General features: G+C 67.5%; 12 protein-coding genes and 2 tRNA genes. 8 read left to right on the plus strand and 6 right to left on the minus strand.

The genetic code is table 11. The annotated features are described in order from the left end of the window. Positions 1-13: 13 nt before the first annotated feature. Both asnB and ACZK1G_RS06780 read left to right on the plus strand, forming a co-directional pair. Positions 14-1,705: an asparagine synthase B gene (gene asnB, locus ACZK1G_RS06775; RefSeq protein ID WP_049446221.1), complete on the plus strand. Its 1,692-nt coding sequence runs from the start codon at positions 14-16 to the stop codon at positions 1,703-1,705. A 99-nt stretch (positions 1,706-1,804) separates the two neighbouring features. Then, positions 1,805-3,193 (plus strand): cation:proton antiporter domain-containing protein, encoded by a 1,389-nt coding sequence (locus tag ACZK1G_RS06780; RefSeq protein WP_101765195.1) that lies wholly within the window; start codon positions 1,805-1,807, stop codon positions 3,191-3,193. 78 nt (positions 3,194-3,271) lie between these two features. On the opposite strand, the gene ACZK1G_RS06785 is transcribed toward ACZK1G_RS06780, so the two are convergent. Beyond that, positions 3,272-5,599, minus strand: a complete 2,328-nt coding sequence (locus tag ACZK1G_RS06785; protein ID WP_101765196.1) for a penicillin acylase family protein — start codon at positions 5,597-5,599, stop codon at positions 3,272-3,274. Positions 5,600-5,723: 124 nt separating this feature from the next. On the opposite strand from ACZK1G_RS06785, the gene bfr reads away from it, so the two are divergent. Next, positions 5,724-6,212 carry a bacterioferritin gene (bfr, locus tag ACZK1G_RS06790; protein WP_005408763.1) on the plus strand — a complete coding sequence of 163 codons (489 nt, stop codon included), beginning with the start codon at positions 5,724-5,726 and terminating at the stop codon, positions 6,210-6,212. A 328-nt stretch (positions 6,213-6,540) separates the two neighbouring features. Here the strand turns inward: bfr and parC are convergent, their stop codons facing one another. Beyond that, a complete protein-coding gene (gene parC, locus ACZK1G_RS06795) occupies positions 6,541-8,784 on the minus strand; it encodes a DNA topoisomerase IV subunit A (RefSeq protein ID WP_049446214.1) in 2,244 nt (747 codons plus the stop codon). 60 nt (positions 8,785-8,844) lie between these two features. Beyond that, positions 8,845-9,726 (minus strand): helix-turn-helix domain-containing protein, encoded by an 882-nt coding sequence (locus tag ACZK1G_RS06800; protein WP_042358602.1) that lies wholly within the window; start codon positions 9,724-9,726, stop codon positions 8,845-8,847. Between the two features lie 172 nt (positions 9,727-9,898). On the opposite strand from ACZK1G_RS06800, the gene emrR reads away from it, so the two are divergent. Genes emrR through emrB form a run of 4 tightly spaced genes read left to right on the plus strand, consistent with a single transcriptional unit; the run spans position 9,899 to position 14,616 of the window. After that, positions 9,899-10,342: a multidrug efflux system transcriptional regulator EmrR gene (gene emrR / locus ACZK1G_RS06805; RefSeq protein WP_014036527.1), complete on the plus strand. Its 444-nt coding sequence runs from the start codon at positions 9,899-9,901 to the stop codon at positions 10,340-10,342. Next, positions 10,339-11,832 (plus strand): multidrug efflux transporter outer membrane subunit EmrC, encoded by a 1,494-nt coding sequence (gene emrC / locus ACZK1G_RS06810; protein WP_101765197.1) that lies wholly within the window; start codon positions 10,339-10,341, stop codon positions 11,830-11,832. Before emrR ends, emrC begins: the two co-directional genes overlap by 4 nt. A gap of 11 nt (positions 11,833-11,843) precedes the next feature. Further along, entirely contained in the window at positions 11,844-13,022 is a 1,179-nt protein-coding gene (gene emrA, locus ACZK1G_RS06815; RefSeq protein ID WP_014036529.1) for a multidrug efflux MFS transporter periplasmic adaptor subunit EmrA, read from the plus strand. Between the two features lie 7 nt (positions 13,023-13,029). Further along, positions 13,030-14,616, plus strand: a complete 1,587-nt coding sequence (gene emrB / locus ACZK1G_RS06820) for a multidrug efflux MFS transporter permease subunit EmrB (RefSeq protein ID WP_014036530.1) — start codon at positions 13,030-13,032, stop codon at positions 14,614-14,616. Between the two features lie 172 nt (positions 14,617-14,788). Here emrB and ACZK1G_RS06825 read toward each other — a convergent pair. Continuing rightward, a tRNA-Leu gene (locus ACZK1G_RS06825) sits at positions 14,789-14,873 on the minus strand. Between the two features lie 50 nt (positions 14,874-14,923). Continuing rightward, a complete protein-coding gene (locus ACZK1G_RS06830) occupies positions 14,924-15,823 on the minus strand; it encodes a LysR family transcriptional regulator (protein WP_101765198.1) in 900 nt (299 codons plus the stop codon). Positions 15,824-15,921: 98 nt separating this feature from the next. Here ACZK1G_RS06830 and ACZK1G_RS06835 point away from each other — a divergent pair, with 98 nt between their 5' ends. Next, positions 15,922-16,668 carry a sulfite exporter TauE/SafE family protein gene (locus ACZK1G_RS06835; protein ID WP_101765199.1) on the plus strand — a complete coding sequence of 249 codons (747 nt, stop codon included), beginning with the start codon at positions 15,922-15,924 and terminating at the stop codon, positions 16,666-16,668. A gap of 56 nt (positions 16,669-16,724) precedes the next feature. Here ACZK1G_RS06835 and ACZK1G_RS06840 read toward each other — a convergent pair. After that, positions 16,725-16,809: transfer RNA gene (locus tag ACZK1G_RS06840), tRNA-Leu, on the minus strand. Between the last annotated feature and the right edge of the window lie 65 nt (positions 16,810-16,874).

The following is a 16,874-nucleotide window of genomic DNA, read 5'->3' on the forward strand; positions in this document are numbered from 1 at the left end:
CAGGAGCTCTCCCATGTGTTCGATCTTCGGAATCTTCGGCCTGCAGGCCGGTGACGATCTTCCAGCCCTGCGCCGCCATGCGCTGGAACTGTCGCAGCGCCAGCGCCACCGTGGCCCGGACTGGAGCGGCGTATACCTCGACGAAGGTGCGCTGCTGGTTCACGAGCGGCTGGCCATCGTCGACCCGGCCGGTGGTTCGCAGCCGCTGCTGTCGGCCGATGGCCAGCTGGCGCTGGCGGTGAACGGCGAGATCTACAACCACCAGGCATTGAAGGCGGCACTGACCACCGCCTACGACTTCCAGACCGGCTCGGACTGCGAGGTGATCAACGCGCTGTACCGCCAGGGGGGCGCGCCGGCGCAGTGGCTGGAACAGCTCAACGGCATCTTCGCCTTCGCGCTGTGGGACCGCGACAGCGGGCGCGTGCTGGTGGCGCGTGACCCGGTCGGCGTGGTGCCGCTGTACTGGGGCCACGATGCCCAGGGGCGCCTGCGCGTGGCCTCGGAAATGAAGGCACTGGTCGATACCTGTGCCGACGTCGCGCAGTTCCCGCCGGGGCACTACTTCGACAGTGCCAGTGGTGAGCTGGTGCGCTACTACCAGCAACCGTGGCGCGACTACGCCGACGTGCAGGGCCGGCAGGCCGATCTGGCCGAACTGCGCCAGGCGTTCGAGCATGCGGTGGAGCGTCAGCTGATGAGCGACGTGCCGTACGGCGTGCTGCTGTCCGGTGGCCTGGACTCGTCGCTGGTGGCAGCGGTGGCCGCACGCTATGCACGTCGCCGCATTGAGGATGGGGGGCAGACCGAAGCCTGGTGGCCGCGCCTGCACTCGTTCGCGATCGGCTTGAAGGGCTCGCCCGATCTGGCCGCCGCTGCGATCGCCGCCGAAGCGCTGGGCACCGTGCATCACGGCTTCGAGTACACCTTCGAGGAAGGCCTCGATGCGCTGCCGGAAGTGATCCGCCATATCGAGACCTACGACGTCACCACCATCCGAGCCTCGACGCCGATGTTCCTGCTGGCGCGGCGGATCAAGGCGATGGGGGTGAAGATGGTGCTGTCCGGCGAGGGCAGCGACGAGATCTTCGGTGGCTACCTGTACTTCCACAAGGCACCGGATGCGCGTGAATTCCACGACGAGCTGGTACGCAAGCTCGACGCCCTGCACAACTACGACTGCCTGCGCGCCAACAAGTCGATGATGGCCTGGGGCGTGGAGCCGCGCGTGCCGTTCCTCGACCGTGAGTTCCTCGATGTGGCGATGCGCTTCGATGCCGCGCACAAGATGGTCGGTGCCGGTTTTGGTGGCCGTCGCATCGAGAAGGCGGTGCTGCGCGAGGCATTCGACGGCTACCTGCCGGACAGCATCCTGTGGCGGCAGAAGGAACAGTTCAGTGATGGCGTTGGCTACGGCTGGATCGATGGGCTGAAGGCACATGCCGAAGCACAGGTGAGCGACCGCGTACTGGCAGCGGCCGACAAGCGCTTCCCGCACAACCCGCCGCAGACCAAGGAGGCGTACTACTACCGCCACCTGTTCGAGCAGTTCTTCCCGAGCCGTGCGGCTGCCGAGACCGTGCCGGGTGGCAAGTCGATCGCCTGTTCGTCGCCGGCGGCCATTGCCTGGGATGCCAGCTTCGCCGCGGCTGCAGATCCGTCGGGTCGCGCGATCGCCGGCGTGCACGCGCAGGCACTGGCCTAAGCGCCAAAAAGGGGACGGAGGAGATCAAGTCGTTTGTGCCATTAACGCCTTAATCCCCTCCGTCCCCTTTTTGTATCATCGCCCCCTGCACATTGGGGAATGTTCATGGACGTACAGACCGGGGGCCGGGCGCCGCCGATCAAGTGGGGATGGCGCTACCTGGCCTGGGCCGGGGTGCCGTTGCTGGCTGGCGTGCTGCTGGCGCGGTATGCCGGGCCGGCGGCGCCCGAGGCGGTTGCCCGTGCCACGGCTGCGGCCGAAGGCAGCTGGACACAGCATCTGGCGTCTCCGCTGGGCCTGTTCCTGCTGCAGCTGCTGGTGCTGCTGCTGGTGGCCAAGGGCGCGGGTGCGCTGCTCAAGCGCTTCGGGCAACCGGCGGTGATCGGCGAGATGGCCGCCGGCCTGATGATGGGGCCGCTGGTGCTCGGCAGCCTGCTGCCGCAGCTGCATGGTGCGCTGTTCCCGGCCAGTTCGCTGGGTCCGCTGGGCATGCTCAGCCAGTTGGGCGTGCTGATGTTCCTGCTGGTGGCCGGTGCCGAGCTGGACCTGGCGGCGCTGCGTGGCCGCCGGCGTTTCGCCTTCACGGTCAGCCATGCCGGCATTGCAGTGCCGTTCGTGCTCGGCGTCGCGTTGGCGATCTGGTTGTATCCGCAGCACGGACCACAGGGTGTGGGCTTCACCGCATTCGCACTTTTCGTGGGTATCTCGATGAGCATCACGGCCTTCCCTGTGCTGCTGCGCATCCTGGCCGATCGCGGGATCATACAGACGCCACTGGGGCAGACCGCGATCGCCTGCGCTGCCTTGGGCGATGCCACCGCGTGGTGCCTGCTGGCGCTGATCGTGGCCGCCGCCCAGGCCAGCGGCTGGTTGCCGGCCAGCCTCAACCTGTTGTGCGTGGTCGCGTTCGTGGCGCTGATGCTGGGGCTGGTGAAGCCGTGGTTCGCGCGCCAGCAGGTTGCGCCGGGCCGTGAGGGGCGCTGCCTGCTCGGCATCCTGCTGTTGTCGCTGGGCAGTGCGCTGGTCACCGAGATGCTGGGCATCCACGCGCTGTTCGGGGCGTTCGCTGCGGGCGTCGCGGTATCGTCCAATGCGCAGTTGCGTGACCTGCTGATGGCCCGTGTCGAGCCGTTCGCGGTCACCCTGCTGCTGCCTTTGTTCTTCGCCATGACCGGACTGCGCATGCGCGCCGATGCGCTGCAGGCCAGCGACATCGTGTTGTGCGTGCTGGTGATCGCGGTGGCCACGACAGGCAAGCTGCTGGGCACCTTCAGTGCCGCGCGCAGTGCCGGCATGCCCACGCGCGAAGCGTGGCGGCTGGGCGCGTTGATGAACACCCGCGGCCTGATGGAGCTGATCGTGCTCAACCTGGGCTACGAGCTGGGCCTGCTCGGCGACCGCCTGTTTGCGGTGCTGGTGATCATGGCGCTGGTGACCACGGCGATGACCGGGCCGCTGCTGAACCTGATCGAGCGGCGCAGGGGCTGAGTGCTGGACGGCATCCACGCAGGTGTGGAGGTGGGGTCAGATCCCTTTTCCTCTGGAAAAGGGATCTGACCCCGTCCGTCAACGGGCCGGCACCAGCGTCATCGTGTGCTGCGCCTTGCCGGGCAGGAACGGCGTCGGGCGCCCATGCACCCAGTCCTCGTGGCCGGCGCCCCAGTACGGTGACAGCGGGTGGCCGCTCTGGCCGCCGGGCATGTGCACGATGCCGTCGGCCTCGTGGCCGGGCGAGACCACCATGCGCTCGGAGGCGCCGAAGTTCGGCGTCTGCACGCGCGGCATGTCCCGGTCGCCGGGCAGGCGGTCGGCCGGCATGCACAGCCAGCGCTTGGCGATGTCCGGCAGTGCCCGCGCGATGGGATGGCAGATCGCCGCGGTATTGCGTTCGCCCCAGCTGCGCTTGGCCAACGGCCCCTGCTTGGCCAGCTCACGCTCGGTACGGCGCGCGGCGTCGATCAGCAGCGCATCCCAGCTGTCGAAGGCCGGTGGCAGCAGGTTGGCCGGACGCTGCTGCAGCATCGGCCAGGCCACGCCTTCCAGCTGTGCCAGGCGCGGATCCAGATAGGCATCGCCCAGCTGCGCGTTGGCCGGGGCAAGCAGTGCATCGGATAGGGTCTCCATCACCTGGGTGCGGAATTCACGCACCACCCGGTAGCTCACTGAACTGGCCGAGGCGCGCCCGCCCCATTGATGGCTGACCTCCTTCAAACGCTTCAGCGCAGGGTCGTCACTGCGTTCGATGACGTCGTGCAGCAGAGCCCACCAGCGCTGCAGGAACACGGCGCGGTCGTCGAGCTGGATAGCCAGCAGGTCGTGCTCGTCGAAGCGCTCCTGGATCGCCAGCAGGTCGCGGATCTGCCGCGCCCGGGCACCGAGGTCATAGCCGCCGTTGCCGACGCTGGCCAGTGCCTCGCCGTCGAGGACGCGTCCATTGGCGGTCCACAGGCGATGGTTGGGGGGATCGATCAATGCCGGCGAGGCATCGCTGCGGATCGGCCACGGCGCGCAGTCCTTGTTGCTGGCGGCATTGAAGCCGGCCGGTGCACAGCCAGGGCCACGGTCCGGGCGGGCGCCGATCAGGCGCCAGGCGATGCGCCCGCTGCGATCACCGACCACCAGGTTCTGCGCGGGGATGCCGGCACGGTCGGCGAAGTGCAGTGCACCGTCCAGGTCACCGGCGCGGGCCAGATCAGCGAAGTCCAGGCGCACGGCGCCGGGCAGGTGTGCGACCCAGCGCAGCGCATCGCCACTGCCATCGGCATGGGTATGCAGGATCGGCCCCCAGGCGGTTTCGCGTACCGGGAACAGCACGTCGGCCTGGCCGGCCACGGCGATGCGTTCTTCGTGCACGGTCACCGCGGCGTTGGCCGGTTCCGCGCGGTAGTCCGCCGTGTCGATGTAGCTGTTGGTGAAGCCCCAGGCGACGTGCCCGTTGCTGCCGACGATCACTGCCGGCAGGCCGGGCAGCGAGAAGCCGGTGACATCGACCTGGCCGCCGGCGGCCTGCGGGTCGGGGTAGCGCAGGCGCACGCGGAACCACAGGCCGGGTGCACGCAGGCCCAGGTGCATGTCGTCGGCGACGATCGCGCGGCCGTCGGCGGTAAGTGCACCGGCCACCGCGAAGTTGTTGCTGCCGATGACGTCGGCCTCTTCCTGCTCGGTGCCCGTTTTTCCCTTCAACGTGCGCAGGTCCAGCTGGCTGGCATCGGGCAGGGCGGCGTTGCCGGTGGGTTCGCCGAACAGCGGTGCATCCCATTCGGTGCCGTCGTGGGCGATCAGTGCGTACAGCGCCGGCGGCACCACCGCGCGGATGCGGCTGAGCGCAAGCTCGGTCTGGTTGTCCGGGTCCTGCAGGTCGGCGTACATGGCCAGCCCGGTCAGTACGCTGTCGCTGGCCTGCCACGGTTGCGGTGACTGCCGCAGCAGCAGGTAGGCCCACGGGCGCACGGAGAGATCGGCCAAGCCCTCATTGACCCCACCGATATAGGCGCTCACGGCTTCGATGTTGTCGCCCAGCGCAGCCTGCATGTTCGCCTCGGTGCGCGCGCGCAGCCGATGCACGCGCATCCGCTTGTCAGCATCGATGGCCTTCGGCCCGAACAGCGCCGACAGCTCGCCAGCGGCACTGCGGCGCATCAGGTCCATCTCGAAAAAACGTTCCTGCGCATGCACGCGGCCGAGCGCACGCATCGCGTCGGCCTGGCTGCTGGCGGTAATGGTGACCACGCCCAGCGCATCGCGCTCGATGGTGACCGGTTTGGCCAGGCCCGGCAGCGCATGCTCGCCATCCAGGTCGGCCAGGCTGCCGCGCAGCAGCAGCCACAGCACCAGGGCGGTGACCAGCATGATGGCGATCAACACGCCCAGCACCCAACGCCATGTACGTCGCATCGCACGTCCTTTCCGAACTCGTGGGCTGATTGTAGCCGCAGGCGCAACTGCGACTGATTCCGATTAGATCACCGTATTTTGAAATGCGGCACCCTATGTCACATCGATTCACAGGAGCCCCCCCATGAAAGGCAACCCGGACGTCATCGCCTGCCTGAAGGAACTGCTGCGCGGCGAGCTTGCTGCCCGCGACCAGTACTTCATCCATTCCCGCCGCTACGAGGACCAGGGCCTGTTCGCGCTGTATGAACGCCTGAACCACGAGATGGAAGAGGAAACCCAGCACGCCGATGCGCTGCTGCGCCGGATCCTGTTCCTGGGCGGCGACCCGGACATGCGCCCGCATGCCACCGAGCCGGGCAAGACCGTGGAGGAGATGCTGCAGAAGGATCTCGATACTGAATACGCCGTTCGGAACAATCTCGCCGCCGGCATGAAGCTGTGCGAGGAGAAGGGTGACTACGTGAGCCGCGACATCCTGCTTGCACAGCTGAAGGACACCGAGGAAGACCACGCCTGGTGGCTGGAGCAGCAGCTGGGCCTGATCAAGCGCATCGGCCTGGAGCTGTACCAGCTGAGCAAGATCGACGGCAACGGCGCTCCGGCGCACTGAGCCGCAGGTGGCGCCGGGCCATGCCCGGTGACCACCCGGTAGAGCCGACCGCTGGTCGGCTGCTCTGCAAAAAGCAGCCGACCAGCGGTCGGCTCTACCAGAAAAAGCACAGCGTTCTGTCGCCAGCCAGCACCAGAGCACCGCCAGCCAGCCTTCGCCCGCCAGCTGCTCTACCGCCCGCCAGCCGACAACGAAAAAGCCGGGGAATGCCCCGGCTTTTTCGTGTCTGATCTCCGGCAAGGTGCGTCAACCAAGGTTGACACCTACCAGGAGCGGATTCCCGGGGTCAGAGCCCTTTCCCCTGGAAAGGGATCCGACCCCGCACCCCTCACTCCACCGACAACCCTTCCACCTTCTGCCAGCCGCGCGGCAGCAGGTGGCCGCGGGTGGCGCGGGCGCCGAGGTACGCTTCCAGTTCGTTGAACTTCAGGCCCATGGTGCGCTGGCCACTGCGTACCTGCAGGGTCTGGCCGGGGCTGATTGCAACCACGGCGACCACGCGTTCGGTGGCGAGCTTGGCCTTCGGGATCTCGATGATCTTGTTGCCCTTGCCCTTGTCCAGTTCCGGCAGGTCGTTGGCGGCGATCGCCAGCAGGTTGCCGGAGCTGGTCACCGCCACGATGCGATCGGTGGCGACGTTGGCGACCACCGACGGGGTCAGCACCGATGAACCGGCCGACAGGTTCAGCATCGCCTTGCCGGCCTTGTTGCGGCCGATCAGGTTCTCGAAGCGGGTGACGAAGCCGTAGCCGTGGGTGGAGGCCAGCACGAAGCGGGTGTCCGGCTCGGCGCTGGCCAGAGTCACGAAGCTGGTGCCCGGTGCCGGCGAGAAGCGGCCGGTCAGCGGTTCACCGTTGCCACGCGCGGAAGGCAGGGTATGCACCGGCGTCGAGTAGGCGCGGCCCTCGCTGTCGAGGAACGCCACCTGCTGCGTGCTGCGCGCACGTACCGCGCCCTGCAGGGCGTCGCCGTCGCGGTAGGACAGGGCGGACGCATCGACGTCGTGGCCCTTGGCCGCACGGATCCAGCCCTTCTCCGACAGCACCACGGTCATCGGCTCGCTCGGCACCAGCTCGGTCTCGTCGATGGCCTGTGCCGCCTGGCGCTGCACCAGCGGCGAGCGGCGGGCGTCGCCGAACTTCTTGGCGTCGGCGGTCAGTTCGTCGCGGATCAGCTTCTTCAGCTTGGCCTTGCTGTCGAGGATGCCGAGGATCTTTTCGCGCTCCTTGGCCAGCTCGTCCTGCTCGCCACGGATCTTCATCTCTTCCAGGCGGGCCAGCTGCTTCAGCTTGGTTTCCAGGATGTACTCGGCCTGGTCGTCGGACAGGCCGAAGCGCGCGATCAGCGCCGCCTTCGGTTCGTCCTCGGTACGGATGATGTGGATCACCTCGTCCAGGTTGAGGAAGGCGACCAGCAGGCCTTCCAACAGATGCAGGCGGCGCTCGACCTTCTGCAGGCGGTGCTGCAGGCGGCGGGTGACCGTGTTGCTGCGGAAGGTCAGCCATTCGCTGAGCAGCATCTTCAGGTTCTTCACCTGCGGACGGCCGTCCAGCCCGATCACGTTGAGGTTGACGCGGTAGCTGCGCTCCATGTCCGTGGTCGCGAACAGGTGGCCCATCAGCTGGTCGGCGTCGACGCGGTTGGAACGCGGCACCAGCACCACGCGCACCGGGTTGGCGTGGTCGGACTCATCGCGGATGTCCTCCAGCCACGGCAGCTTCTTGGCGCGCATCTGCGCGGCGATCTGCTCGATCACCTTCGACGGCGACACCTGGAACGGCAGCGCGGTGACCACGATGTTGTGCGCTTCCTTGGTGAAGGTCGCACGTGCGCGCACGCTGCCGTTGCCGGTCTCGTAGATGTTCCGCAGGTCGTTGGCCGAGGTGATGATCTCGGCGCTGGACGGGTAGTCCGGGCCCTGCACGTGCTCGCACAGGTCGCGCACGCTGGCATCGGGGTTGTCCAGCAGGTGCAGCAGCGCGCTGACGATCTCGTTGAGATTGTGCGGCGGCACGTCGGTGGCCATGCCCACGGCGATGCCGGTGGTGCCGTTCAGCAGCAGGTGCGGCAGCCGCGCCGGCATCCAGGTCGGCTCCTGCAGGGTGCCGTCGAAGTTCGGTGCCCAGTCGGTGGTGCCCTGGCCCAGTTCGCCCAGCAGCACTTCGGCGATCGGGGTCAGCTTGGATTCGGTGTAACGCATCGCCGCGAACGACTTCGGGTCGTCGCTGGAGCCGAAGTTGCCCTGGCCCTCGATCAGCGGGTAGCGGTACGAGAACGGCTGGGCCATCAGCACCAGCGCCTCGTAGCACGCGCTGTCGCCGTGCGGATGGTACTTACCGATGACGTCACCGACGGTGCGCGCGGACTTCTTCGGCTTGGACGCGGCGTTCAGGCCCAGCTCGCTCATCGAATAGATGATGCGGCGCTGCACCGGCTTCAGGCCGTCGCCGATGAACGGCAGGGCGCGGTCCAGGACCACATACATCGAGTAGTCGAGGTAGGCGCGTTCGGCGTACTCGCGCAGCGGCAGTTGTTCGAATCCGTGGAACACGGGGCGGGCAAGTTCGGTCATGCGGCGTTGTTACCTGTTGTCGGGAGGCGGCGACGGCGGTCGCCGCTCGCAATCCTGTGATTATCCGGATGCGGCCGGGGATGCCAAGCCACGTGCAGGGTCCAGCCCGGTTTCCAGGCCGTGCCCGGCCCGTGCCAGGTAGCGCCCGGGCGGCAGCCCGAAGTGGCGGCGGAACACGGTGACGAAGGCGCTGGCGCTGCTGAAGCCCAGCGCGTGGGCGATGTCGGCCACGCTGCGGCCGTCGGTCAGCTGGCGCAGCGCCTCGGACAGGCGGGCCTGCTGCCGCCACTGGGCGAAGCTGAGCGTGGTCTCGTCGCGGAAGTGACGGGTCAGGCTGCGCGGTGACAGGCCGGCCCAATGCGCCCATTCGGCCAGGCTGCGCTCGTCGGAGGGGTCGGCCAGCAACTGCGAGGCGATCTTCAGCAGGCGCCGGTCGTGGGGCATCGGCAGGTGCATGCGCTGCCGCGGCGCGCTTCGGATCTCGTCCAGCAGCACGTCGATGATGTGCTGGCGCTCGGGCGTGGTGTCATAGCCCAGCGGCCATTCGCAGACGCGGTCGGCCAGCGCCTGCGCCAGCTTGGACAGGCCCAGCACGCAGGGGTCGGCGGGCAGGGTGGCGCAGGCCGGTGCGGCCAACGCCATGCCCCAGCCGCGCAGCGGGCCGTCGAGGGTGACCGTGTGCGGTTCCAGCGGCGGCATCCAGCCGGCCGAGCCCGGCGCCAGCGACCAGGTGCCATGCGAGGTGCGGGTGGTCAGCAGGCCGCGTTCGACGCAGATCAGCTGGGCACGCTGGTGGTGGTGCCAGTCCACCTCACGGGCCAGGCCCTGCTGGCTGTCGAAGCGGAAGGCGATGACCGGCGGGCCGTCATTGCGCTCGAACCAGTCCAGTGCGTCATCCCTGAGCAGGCGCTTGGGAACCTGAATTTCTGCCTTGTTCATCATGTCCACTGGCTGAAATGTGTCATCCATTGGCTGGATTGTACTACCGGGCCACCTGACCAGATCATTAAGGTAGGCGCCTTCACTGATCGAGCCCGCTGCTGCAACACAGCATTCGATGCCAGATCGAATATTTCCATTGAGAAATATTTTTTTTGGAAGAGAATGCTCCCCCATGATCTGTCCTGCAACCACTCCCCCCAGCTTCGGCCTGCTGCTGCGCCAGGTGCGCGACGGCCTGGTCCGCCAACTCGACGCGTCCATGGCTGAAGAAGATCTGGGCATCGGCTTCACCCACTACATCGGGTTGAAGGTGCTATCCAGCATGGCGCCGTGCACCGCCAACGAACTGGCCCAGGCCATCGACCAGGTGCCCAGCGCGGTGACCCGGCTGCTGGACAAGCTGGAGGCGCTGGGCTGCGTCCGCCGCGAGCCGCATGCGCAGGACCGGCGGGCACTGCAGATCGTACTGACCGATGAAGGCCGCGCGTTGTGGGCGCGGCTGAAGCTGCGCGGCGACGCGGTGATGGATTACGCCCTGCGCGATCTTTCCGCCGATGAGCGCACGCTGCTGCTGTCCCTCCTTACCCGAATCCGCGATTCACTGACGACCCCATGAACCCGATCCCGCATTCCACTCTCCGCCGGTCCGGGCGCGCGCTGCTGGTGTCAGCGCTGGCCCTGGCCCTGGCCGCCTGCGCCAGCAGCCGTGGCCTCAATCCGCAGGGCCACGTGCTTGATGTGGACAGCCTGCACAGCGAACGCACGCTGGCCGACACCGACCTGAGCGCCGCCGGCTTCCCGGCGCAGGACTGGTGGAAGGCACTGGGCGATGCGCAGCTGGACGCGCTGGTTGCCGAGGGCCTGGCCGGTCACCCGAGCCTGGACGCCGCCGATGCGCGCCTGCGCCAGGCCCAGGCCCAGGTTGGCACCGCGCGTGCCGATGAGCTGCCCAGCCTGTCGGTGTCCGGTGGCTACACCGGCCTGCGCCTGCCCGAGTCGATGGTCGGCAGCGAGATGGGCGGCCGCTATGGCGGCAGCAGCCAGGTCGCCTTCGATTTCAGCTACGGCGTGGACCTGTGGGGCGGCAAGCGCGCCGCCTGGGAAGCCGCCGTGGATGGCGCGCATGCCGCCACCGTCGAAGCCCAGGCCGCACGCCTGAACCTGTCCACCGGCATTGCCCAGGCCTATGCCGATCTGGCTTACGCGTGGCAGCTCAACGACGTGGCCGAGGAAGAACTGACCCGCTCGCAGAAGTCGCTGCAGCTGACCCGCCAACGCCGCAGCGCCGGCATCGACAGCGATCTGCAGGTGCGCCAGGCCGAGGCCCGCGTGCCGGCCGCGCAGCAGCAGGTACTGGCCGCGCAGCAGCGCATCGATGCCGCCCGCACCGCGCTGGCCGCACTGGTCGGCAAGGGTCCGGATCGTGGCCTGTCGATCCAGCGCCCGCAGCCGTTGAACCCGATGGCATTGCAGCTGCCGGGCGTGCTGCCCAGCGAACTGCTGGGCCGTCGCCCCGACATCGTGGCTGCGCGCTGGCGCGTGGAAGCGGCCGACAAGCAGATCAAGGTTGCCAAGACCAGGTTCTACCCGAGCTTCAACCTGACCGCGCTGGCCGGCGTGGTTGCCCCGAACGTGGGTGACCTGCTGAAGAGCAGCTCCACCTTCGCCTACATCGGCCCGGCGTTGAGCCTGCCGATCTTCGAAGGCGGCAAGCTGCGCGCCAACCTGGCCAACACCGACGCGCAGTACGACCTGGCGGTGGCCAACTACAACCAGGCCGTGCTCGATGCACTGCGCGACGTCGCCGACCAGGTCAACGCGGTGCGCTCGCTGGCACAGCAGGCGCACGCGCAGCAGCAGGCCGTGGACACCGCACGCTCGGCCTTCGACCTGGCCCAGCAGCGCTACCGCGCCGGCATCGGCAGCTATCTGGACGTGCTGACCGCGCAGTCCACCCTGCTGCAATCGCAGCAGCAGCTGGCCGGCCTGCAGTCGCAGCAGGTGCAGACCTCGGTGCGCCTGAGCAAGGCGCTGGGCGGTGGTTTCCAGCCCGCTGACGCCGACCGCGCACCGATCGCCTCCCATTCCGATTCCTCGCATTCCTGAAGACGCCCGCCATGAGCCAGACCCAAGACACCGCGGCCCCGGCCGCCCCCAACCGCCGCGGCAACCTGCTGCGCGGCCTGTTCGTGATCGTCGTGCTGCTGCTTGCCGCACTGGCGCTGTGGTACTTCATGTTCGGCCGTTGGTTCGAAGAGACCGACGATGCCTACGTGCAGGGCAACCAGGTGCAGATCACCCCGCTGGTGGCCGGTACCGTGGTCGCCATCAATGCCGATGACGGCATGCGCGTGGAGCGCGGCCAGCTGCTGGTGCAGCTGGACCCGTCCGACACGTCGGTGGCGCTGCAGCAGGCCGAAGCCAACCTGGCCAAGACCGTGCGCCAGACCCGTGGCCTGTACCGCAGCGTGGAAGGCGCGCAGGCGGACTTGAACGCCCGCCAGGTGACCCTGAAGCGCGTGCGCGACGACTTTGCTCGCCGCAAGGACCTGGCCGCCACCGGCGCCATCTCCAACGAAGAACTGGCCCACGCCCGCGACGAGCTGGCTGCGGCCGAAGCGGCCGTGGCCGGTTCGCGCGAGACCGTCGAGCGTAACCGCGCGCTGGTCGACGACACCGTGATCGCCACCCAGCCGGACGTGCAGGCGGCCGCCGCGCAGCTGCGCCAGGCCTTCCTCAACAACGCCCGCGCCGGCATCGTCGCGCCGGTCACCGGCTACGTGGCCCGTCGTTCGGTGCAGGTGGGCCAGCGCGTGCAGCCGGGCAATGCCCTGATGGCCGTGGTGCCGACCGAGCAGATGTGGGTCGAGGCCAACTTCAAGGAAACCCAGCTGCGCCACATGCGCCTGGGCCAGGAAGTGGAGCTGAAGTCGGACCTGTACGCCGGTGACGTGAAGTACAAGGGCCGCATCCAGAGCCTGGGCCTGGGCACCGGCTCGGCGTTCTCGCTGCTGCCGGCGCAGAACGCCAGCGGCAACTGGATCAAGATCGTGCAGCGCGTGCCGGTGCGCATCGCCATCGATGCCAAGCAGCTGGCCGAACACCCGCTGCGCATCGGCCTGTCGATGAAGGCCGAAGTGAGCCTGCGCGACCAGAAGGGCGAAGTGCTGCCGAGCACCCCGGCCAAGGGCACGGTGTTCGACACCGACGTGTATGCCAAGCAGCTGCATGATGCCGACGAGGTGATCCACACGATCATCCAGGGCAACCTGCCGCAGCAGGCGAAGGTGGGCTGAGGTCGCCATGTCCGCACAAGCTCCAGCCGCGCCCGGCGCTCCGGGCGCACCGGCGGCGCCGGGTGCGGCCTCCGGGTTCCTGCCACCCAGCGTCGCCCTGTGCACCGTGGGCCTGGCGATGGCGTCGTTCATGCAGGTGCTCGACACCACCATCGCCAACGTCTCGCTGCCGACCATCGCCGGTAACCTCGGCGCCAGTTCGCAGCAGGCGACCTGGGTCATCACCTCGTTCGCGGTCAGCACGGCCATCGCGCTGCCGCTGACCGGCTGGCTCAGCCGCCGCTTCGGCGAACGCAAGCTGTTCGTCTGGGCCACGCTGGCCTTCGTCATCACCTCGCTGCTGTGCGGCCTGGCGCAGAGCATGGGCATGCTGGTGCTGTCGCGTGCGCTGCAGGGTTTCGTGGCCGGCCCGATGTACCCGATCACGCAGTCGTTGCTGGTCTCGATCTATCCGCGCGAGAAACGCGGACAGGCCTTGGCGCTGCTGGCGATGATCACGGTGGTGGCGCCCATCTGCGGTCCTATCCTCGGTGGCTGGATCACCGACAACTACAGCTGGGAATGGATCTTCCTGATCAATGTGCCACTGGGCATCTTCGCCGCGCTGGTGGTGGGCAACCAGTTGAAGGGGCGCCCGGAGCAGATCGAGAAGCCGAAGATGGACTACGTCGGCCTGATCACCCTGGTGATCGGCGTCGGTGCGCTGCAGCTGGTGCTCGATCTGGGCAACGACGAGGACTGGTTCTCGTCGATGAAGATCGTGGTGCTGGCCTGCGTGGCGGTGGTGACGCTGACGGTGTTCCTGATCTGGGAGCTGACCGACAAGGATCCGATCGTCGACCTGAAGCTGTTCCGTCATCGCAACTTCCGCGCCGGCACGCTGGCGATGGTGGTGGCTTACGCCGCGTTCTTCAGCGTGGCCCTGCTGATTCCGCAGTGGTTGCAGCGTGACATGGGCTACACCGCGATCTGGGCAGGCCTGGCGACCGCGCCGATCGGCATCCTGCCGGTGATCATGACGCCGTTCGTGGGCAAGTATGCATCGCGCTTCGACATGCGCATGCTGGCCACGGTCGCCTTCATCGTGCTGTCGATGACCAGCTTCCTGCGTTCGAACTTCAACCTGCAGGTGGACTACATGCACGTGGCTGGCGTACAGCTGATCATGGGCATCGGCGTCGCGCTGTTCTTCATGCCGGTGCTGCAGATCCTGCTGTCGGACCTGGATGGTCGCGAGATTGCGGCGGGCTCCGGCCTGGCCACGTTCCTGCGAACGCTGGGCGGCAGTTTCGCGGCGTCGCTGACGACGTGGCTGTGGGCGCGGCGCACCCAGGTGCACCATGCCGACCTGACCGAGCACATCTCGGCCTATCAGCCGGGCATGCAGGACCAGGTCACGGCGATGGGGCAGGGCGACCTGCAACACGGCGCAGCGGTACTGAACAACATGATCAACCACCAGGCGTCGCAGATGGGCTTCAACGACATCTTCTTCCTGCTGGGCTGGATCTTCCTGGCGATCATCGCGTTCCTGTGGCTGGCCAAGCCGCCGTTCGGCGCAGGTGCAGGTGCGGCCGCCGGTGGCGGGCACTGACCGATTGTTGTTGATGAAAAACAAAACCCCGCCGGAAGGCGGGGTTTTTGTTTGGAGCGTTGTGCAATTCGGTAGATCCACGCCATGCGTGGATGAGCGTCGCCATCGCGTTGACATGGCGGACCCCGGAAACGAAAAAACCCGCTTTCGCGGGTTTGATCATCTTGAGTCGTGGTGCCCAGGAGAGGACTCGAACCTCCACGGTTTTACCCGCTAGTACCTGAAACTAGTGCGTCTACCAATTCCGCCACCTGGGCGACTCAGGAGATGAATTATGGGGAGCGGCAGAAGATGTGTCAACAACATTTCACACTTTTTTCTGCGGCTGCACGCCGAGGTGATGCAGCAGGCTGCGCATTGCCGGCGACAGTCGCGTCCACTCGGCAAAGCAGGCGCACAGGCGCCGTTGTGCCCACGCATCGGCGAGCGGTACGGCGACGGTGTGCGTGCTGCGCCGATGCTGGCGTGCAATGGTCCGCGGCACGATGCCGACGCCGATGTGGTGGCCGACCATGATGCACACGCCTTCGAAGGTCTTCATGCGGATGCGCACATCCAGGCGGCGCCCGATGTCGCGCGCCTGGTCCTCGATGTAGTTCTGCAGTGCGTTGCCATCGGCCAGGGCAACGAAGGTCTCGCCGGCAACCTCGGCGAAGGTCACGCTGCGCCGCGAGGCGAGGCGGTGATCGGCCGGCAGCAGCATCACCAGCGGGTCTTCGGCGACCACGTGCTGCTGCAGGCCGGCCGCGTCGACCGCGTCGCTGATGATGCCGGCCTCGGCCTGGCCGGCACTGATCGCGCGTACGACTTCGGGGCTGGTGCGCTCGATCAGTTCGACATGCAGGCGCGGGCGTTCGGCCAGCCACGGTGCGAGCCGCGCGGGCAGGTAGTTGGTCAGCGCGGCGGTGTTGGCATACAGGTGCAGGGTGCCGCGCGCGCCATGCGCGAACGCCTGCAGTTCGCCACGCAGCTGTGCCTGCTGCTGCAGGATCAGCCGTGCATGGTGGGCGAGGGCGGCGCCGGCTTCGGTCAGGCTGACGCCGCGTGGGTGCCGGTTCAACAGCGGGGTACCGGCATCGGCTTCGATCGTGCGCAGGCGCTCACTGGCTGAACCCAATGCCAGGTTTGCCTGCGCCGCGCCGGCGGTGATGCTGCCCGCTTCGGCGATGGCCAGGAACAGGCGCAGGTCGGCGATGTCCATCCGCATGTCGTGCCTCATTGCTGATCCGGCGCCTTCGGGTCAGCCGAAGGCTCGGCCGGGAAGACCGCATTGTGCGCCGGGCGGCGGCCCGATCCAATGAAGGCATGAATGAATCGATGTACTTCTACGTGCTGCTGGTGGTGGTGTTCGTGCTGGCCGGCATGGTCAAGGGCGTGACGGGGATGGGGTTGCCGACGGTGGCGATGGGCCTGCTCGGTGGCGCGCTGTCGCCGGTGGCGGCGGCGTCGATGCTGTTCATCCCGACCTTCGTCACCAATGCGTGGCAGCTGCTGTCCGGGCCGTCACTTGGCCACATCGTGCGACGCCTGTGGCCGATGATGCTGGCCGTGGTGGTGGTGACGCTGGGTTCGGCAGCATTGCTGGTGCGGGTCGATCGCACCTGGTCGCGCGTGGCTTTGGGCGTGGCACTGGTGGTCTACGCGGTGTATGCGCTGCTCGCGCCGGTGTTCCGCGTACCGCAGCGGCGCGAGCGTTGGCTGGGGCCGCTGGTGGGTGCGCTATCCGGTGTGGTGACGGGTGCGACGGGTGTGTTCGTGATGCCGGCGGTGCCGTACCTGCAGTCGCTGGGGTTGCAGCGCGAGGAGCTGGTGCAGGCGCTCGGGCTGGCGTTCACCGTGTCGACGATTGCGCTGACCACCGGCCTGGTGCTGCACGGTGCGTTCGGCATCCAGCAGCTGGGGCTGAGTGCGCTGGCGGTGTTGCCGGCGTTGCTGGGCATGTGGCTGGGCCAGGTGATCCGGCAGCGGATCAGTGCGCGGGTGTTCCGCGCCTGTTTCCTGGGGTTCCTGCTGCTGCTCGGCCTGGAGCTGGTGCTGCGGCCGTTGTTCTGATGCCGCATTCCGGGCATGAAAAAACCCGCTTTCGCGGGTTTTTCTCATTCTCGACGTGGTGCCCAGGAGAGGACTCGAACCTCCACGGTTTTACCCGCTAGTACCTGAAACTAGTGCGTCTACCAATTCCGCCACCTGGGCGTCGAGGAGCGAGATTATGGGGTGCTGTGACGGGGGTGTCAACACCTTTCGTGGATCCGGGGTCG

It is taken from the genome of Stenotrophomonas sp. 109824_Sma, assembly GCF_056480025.1.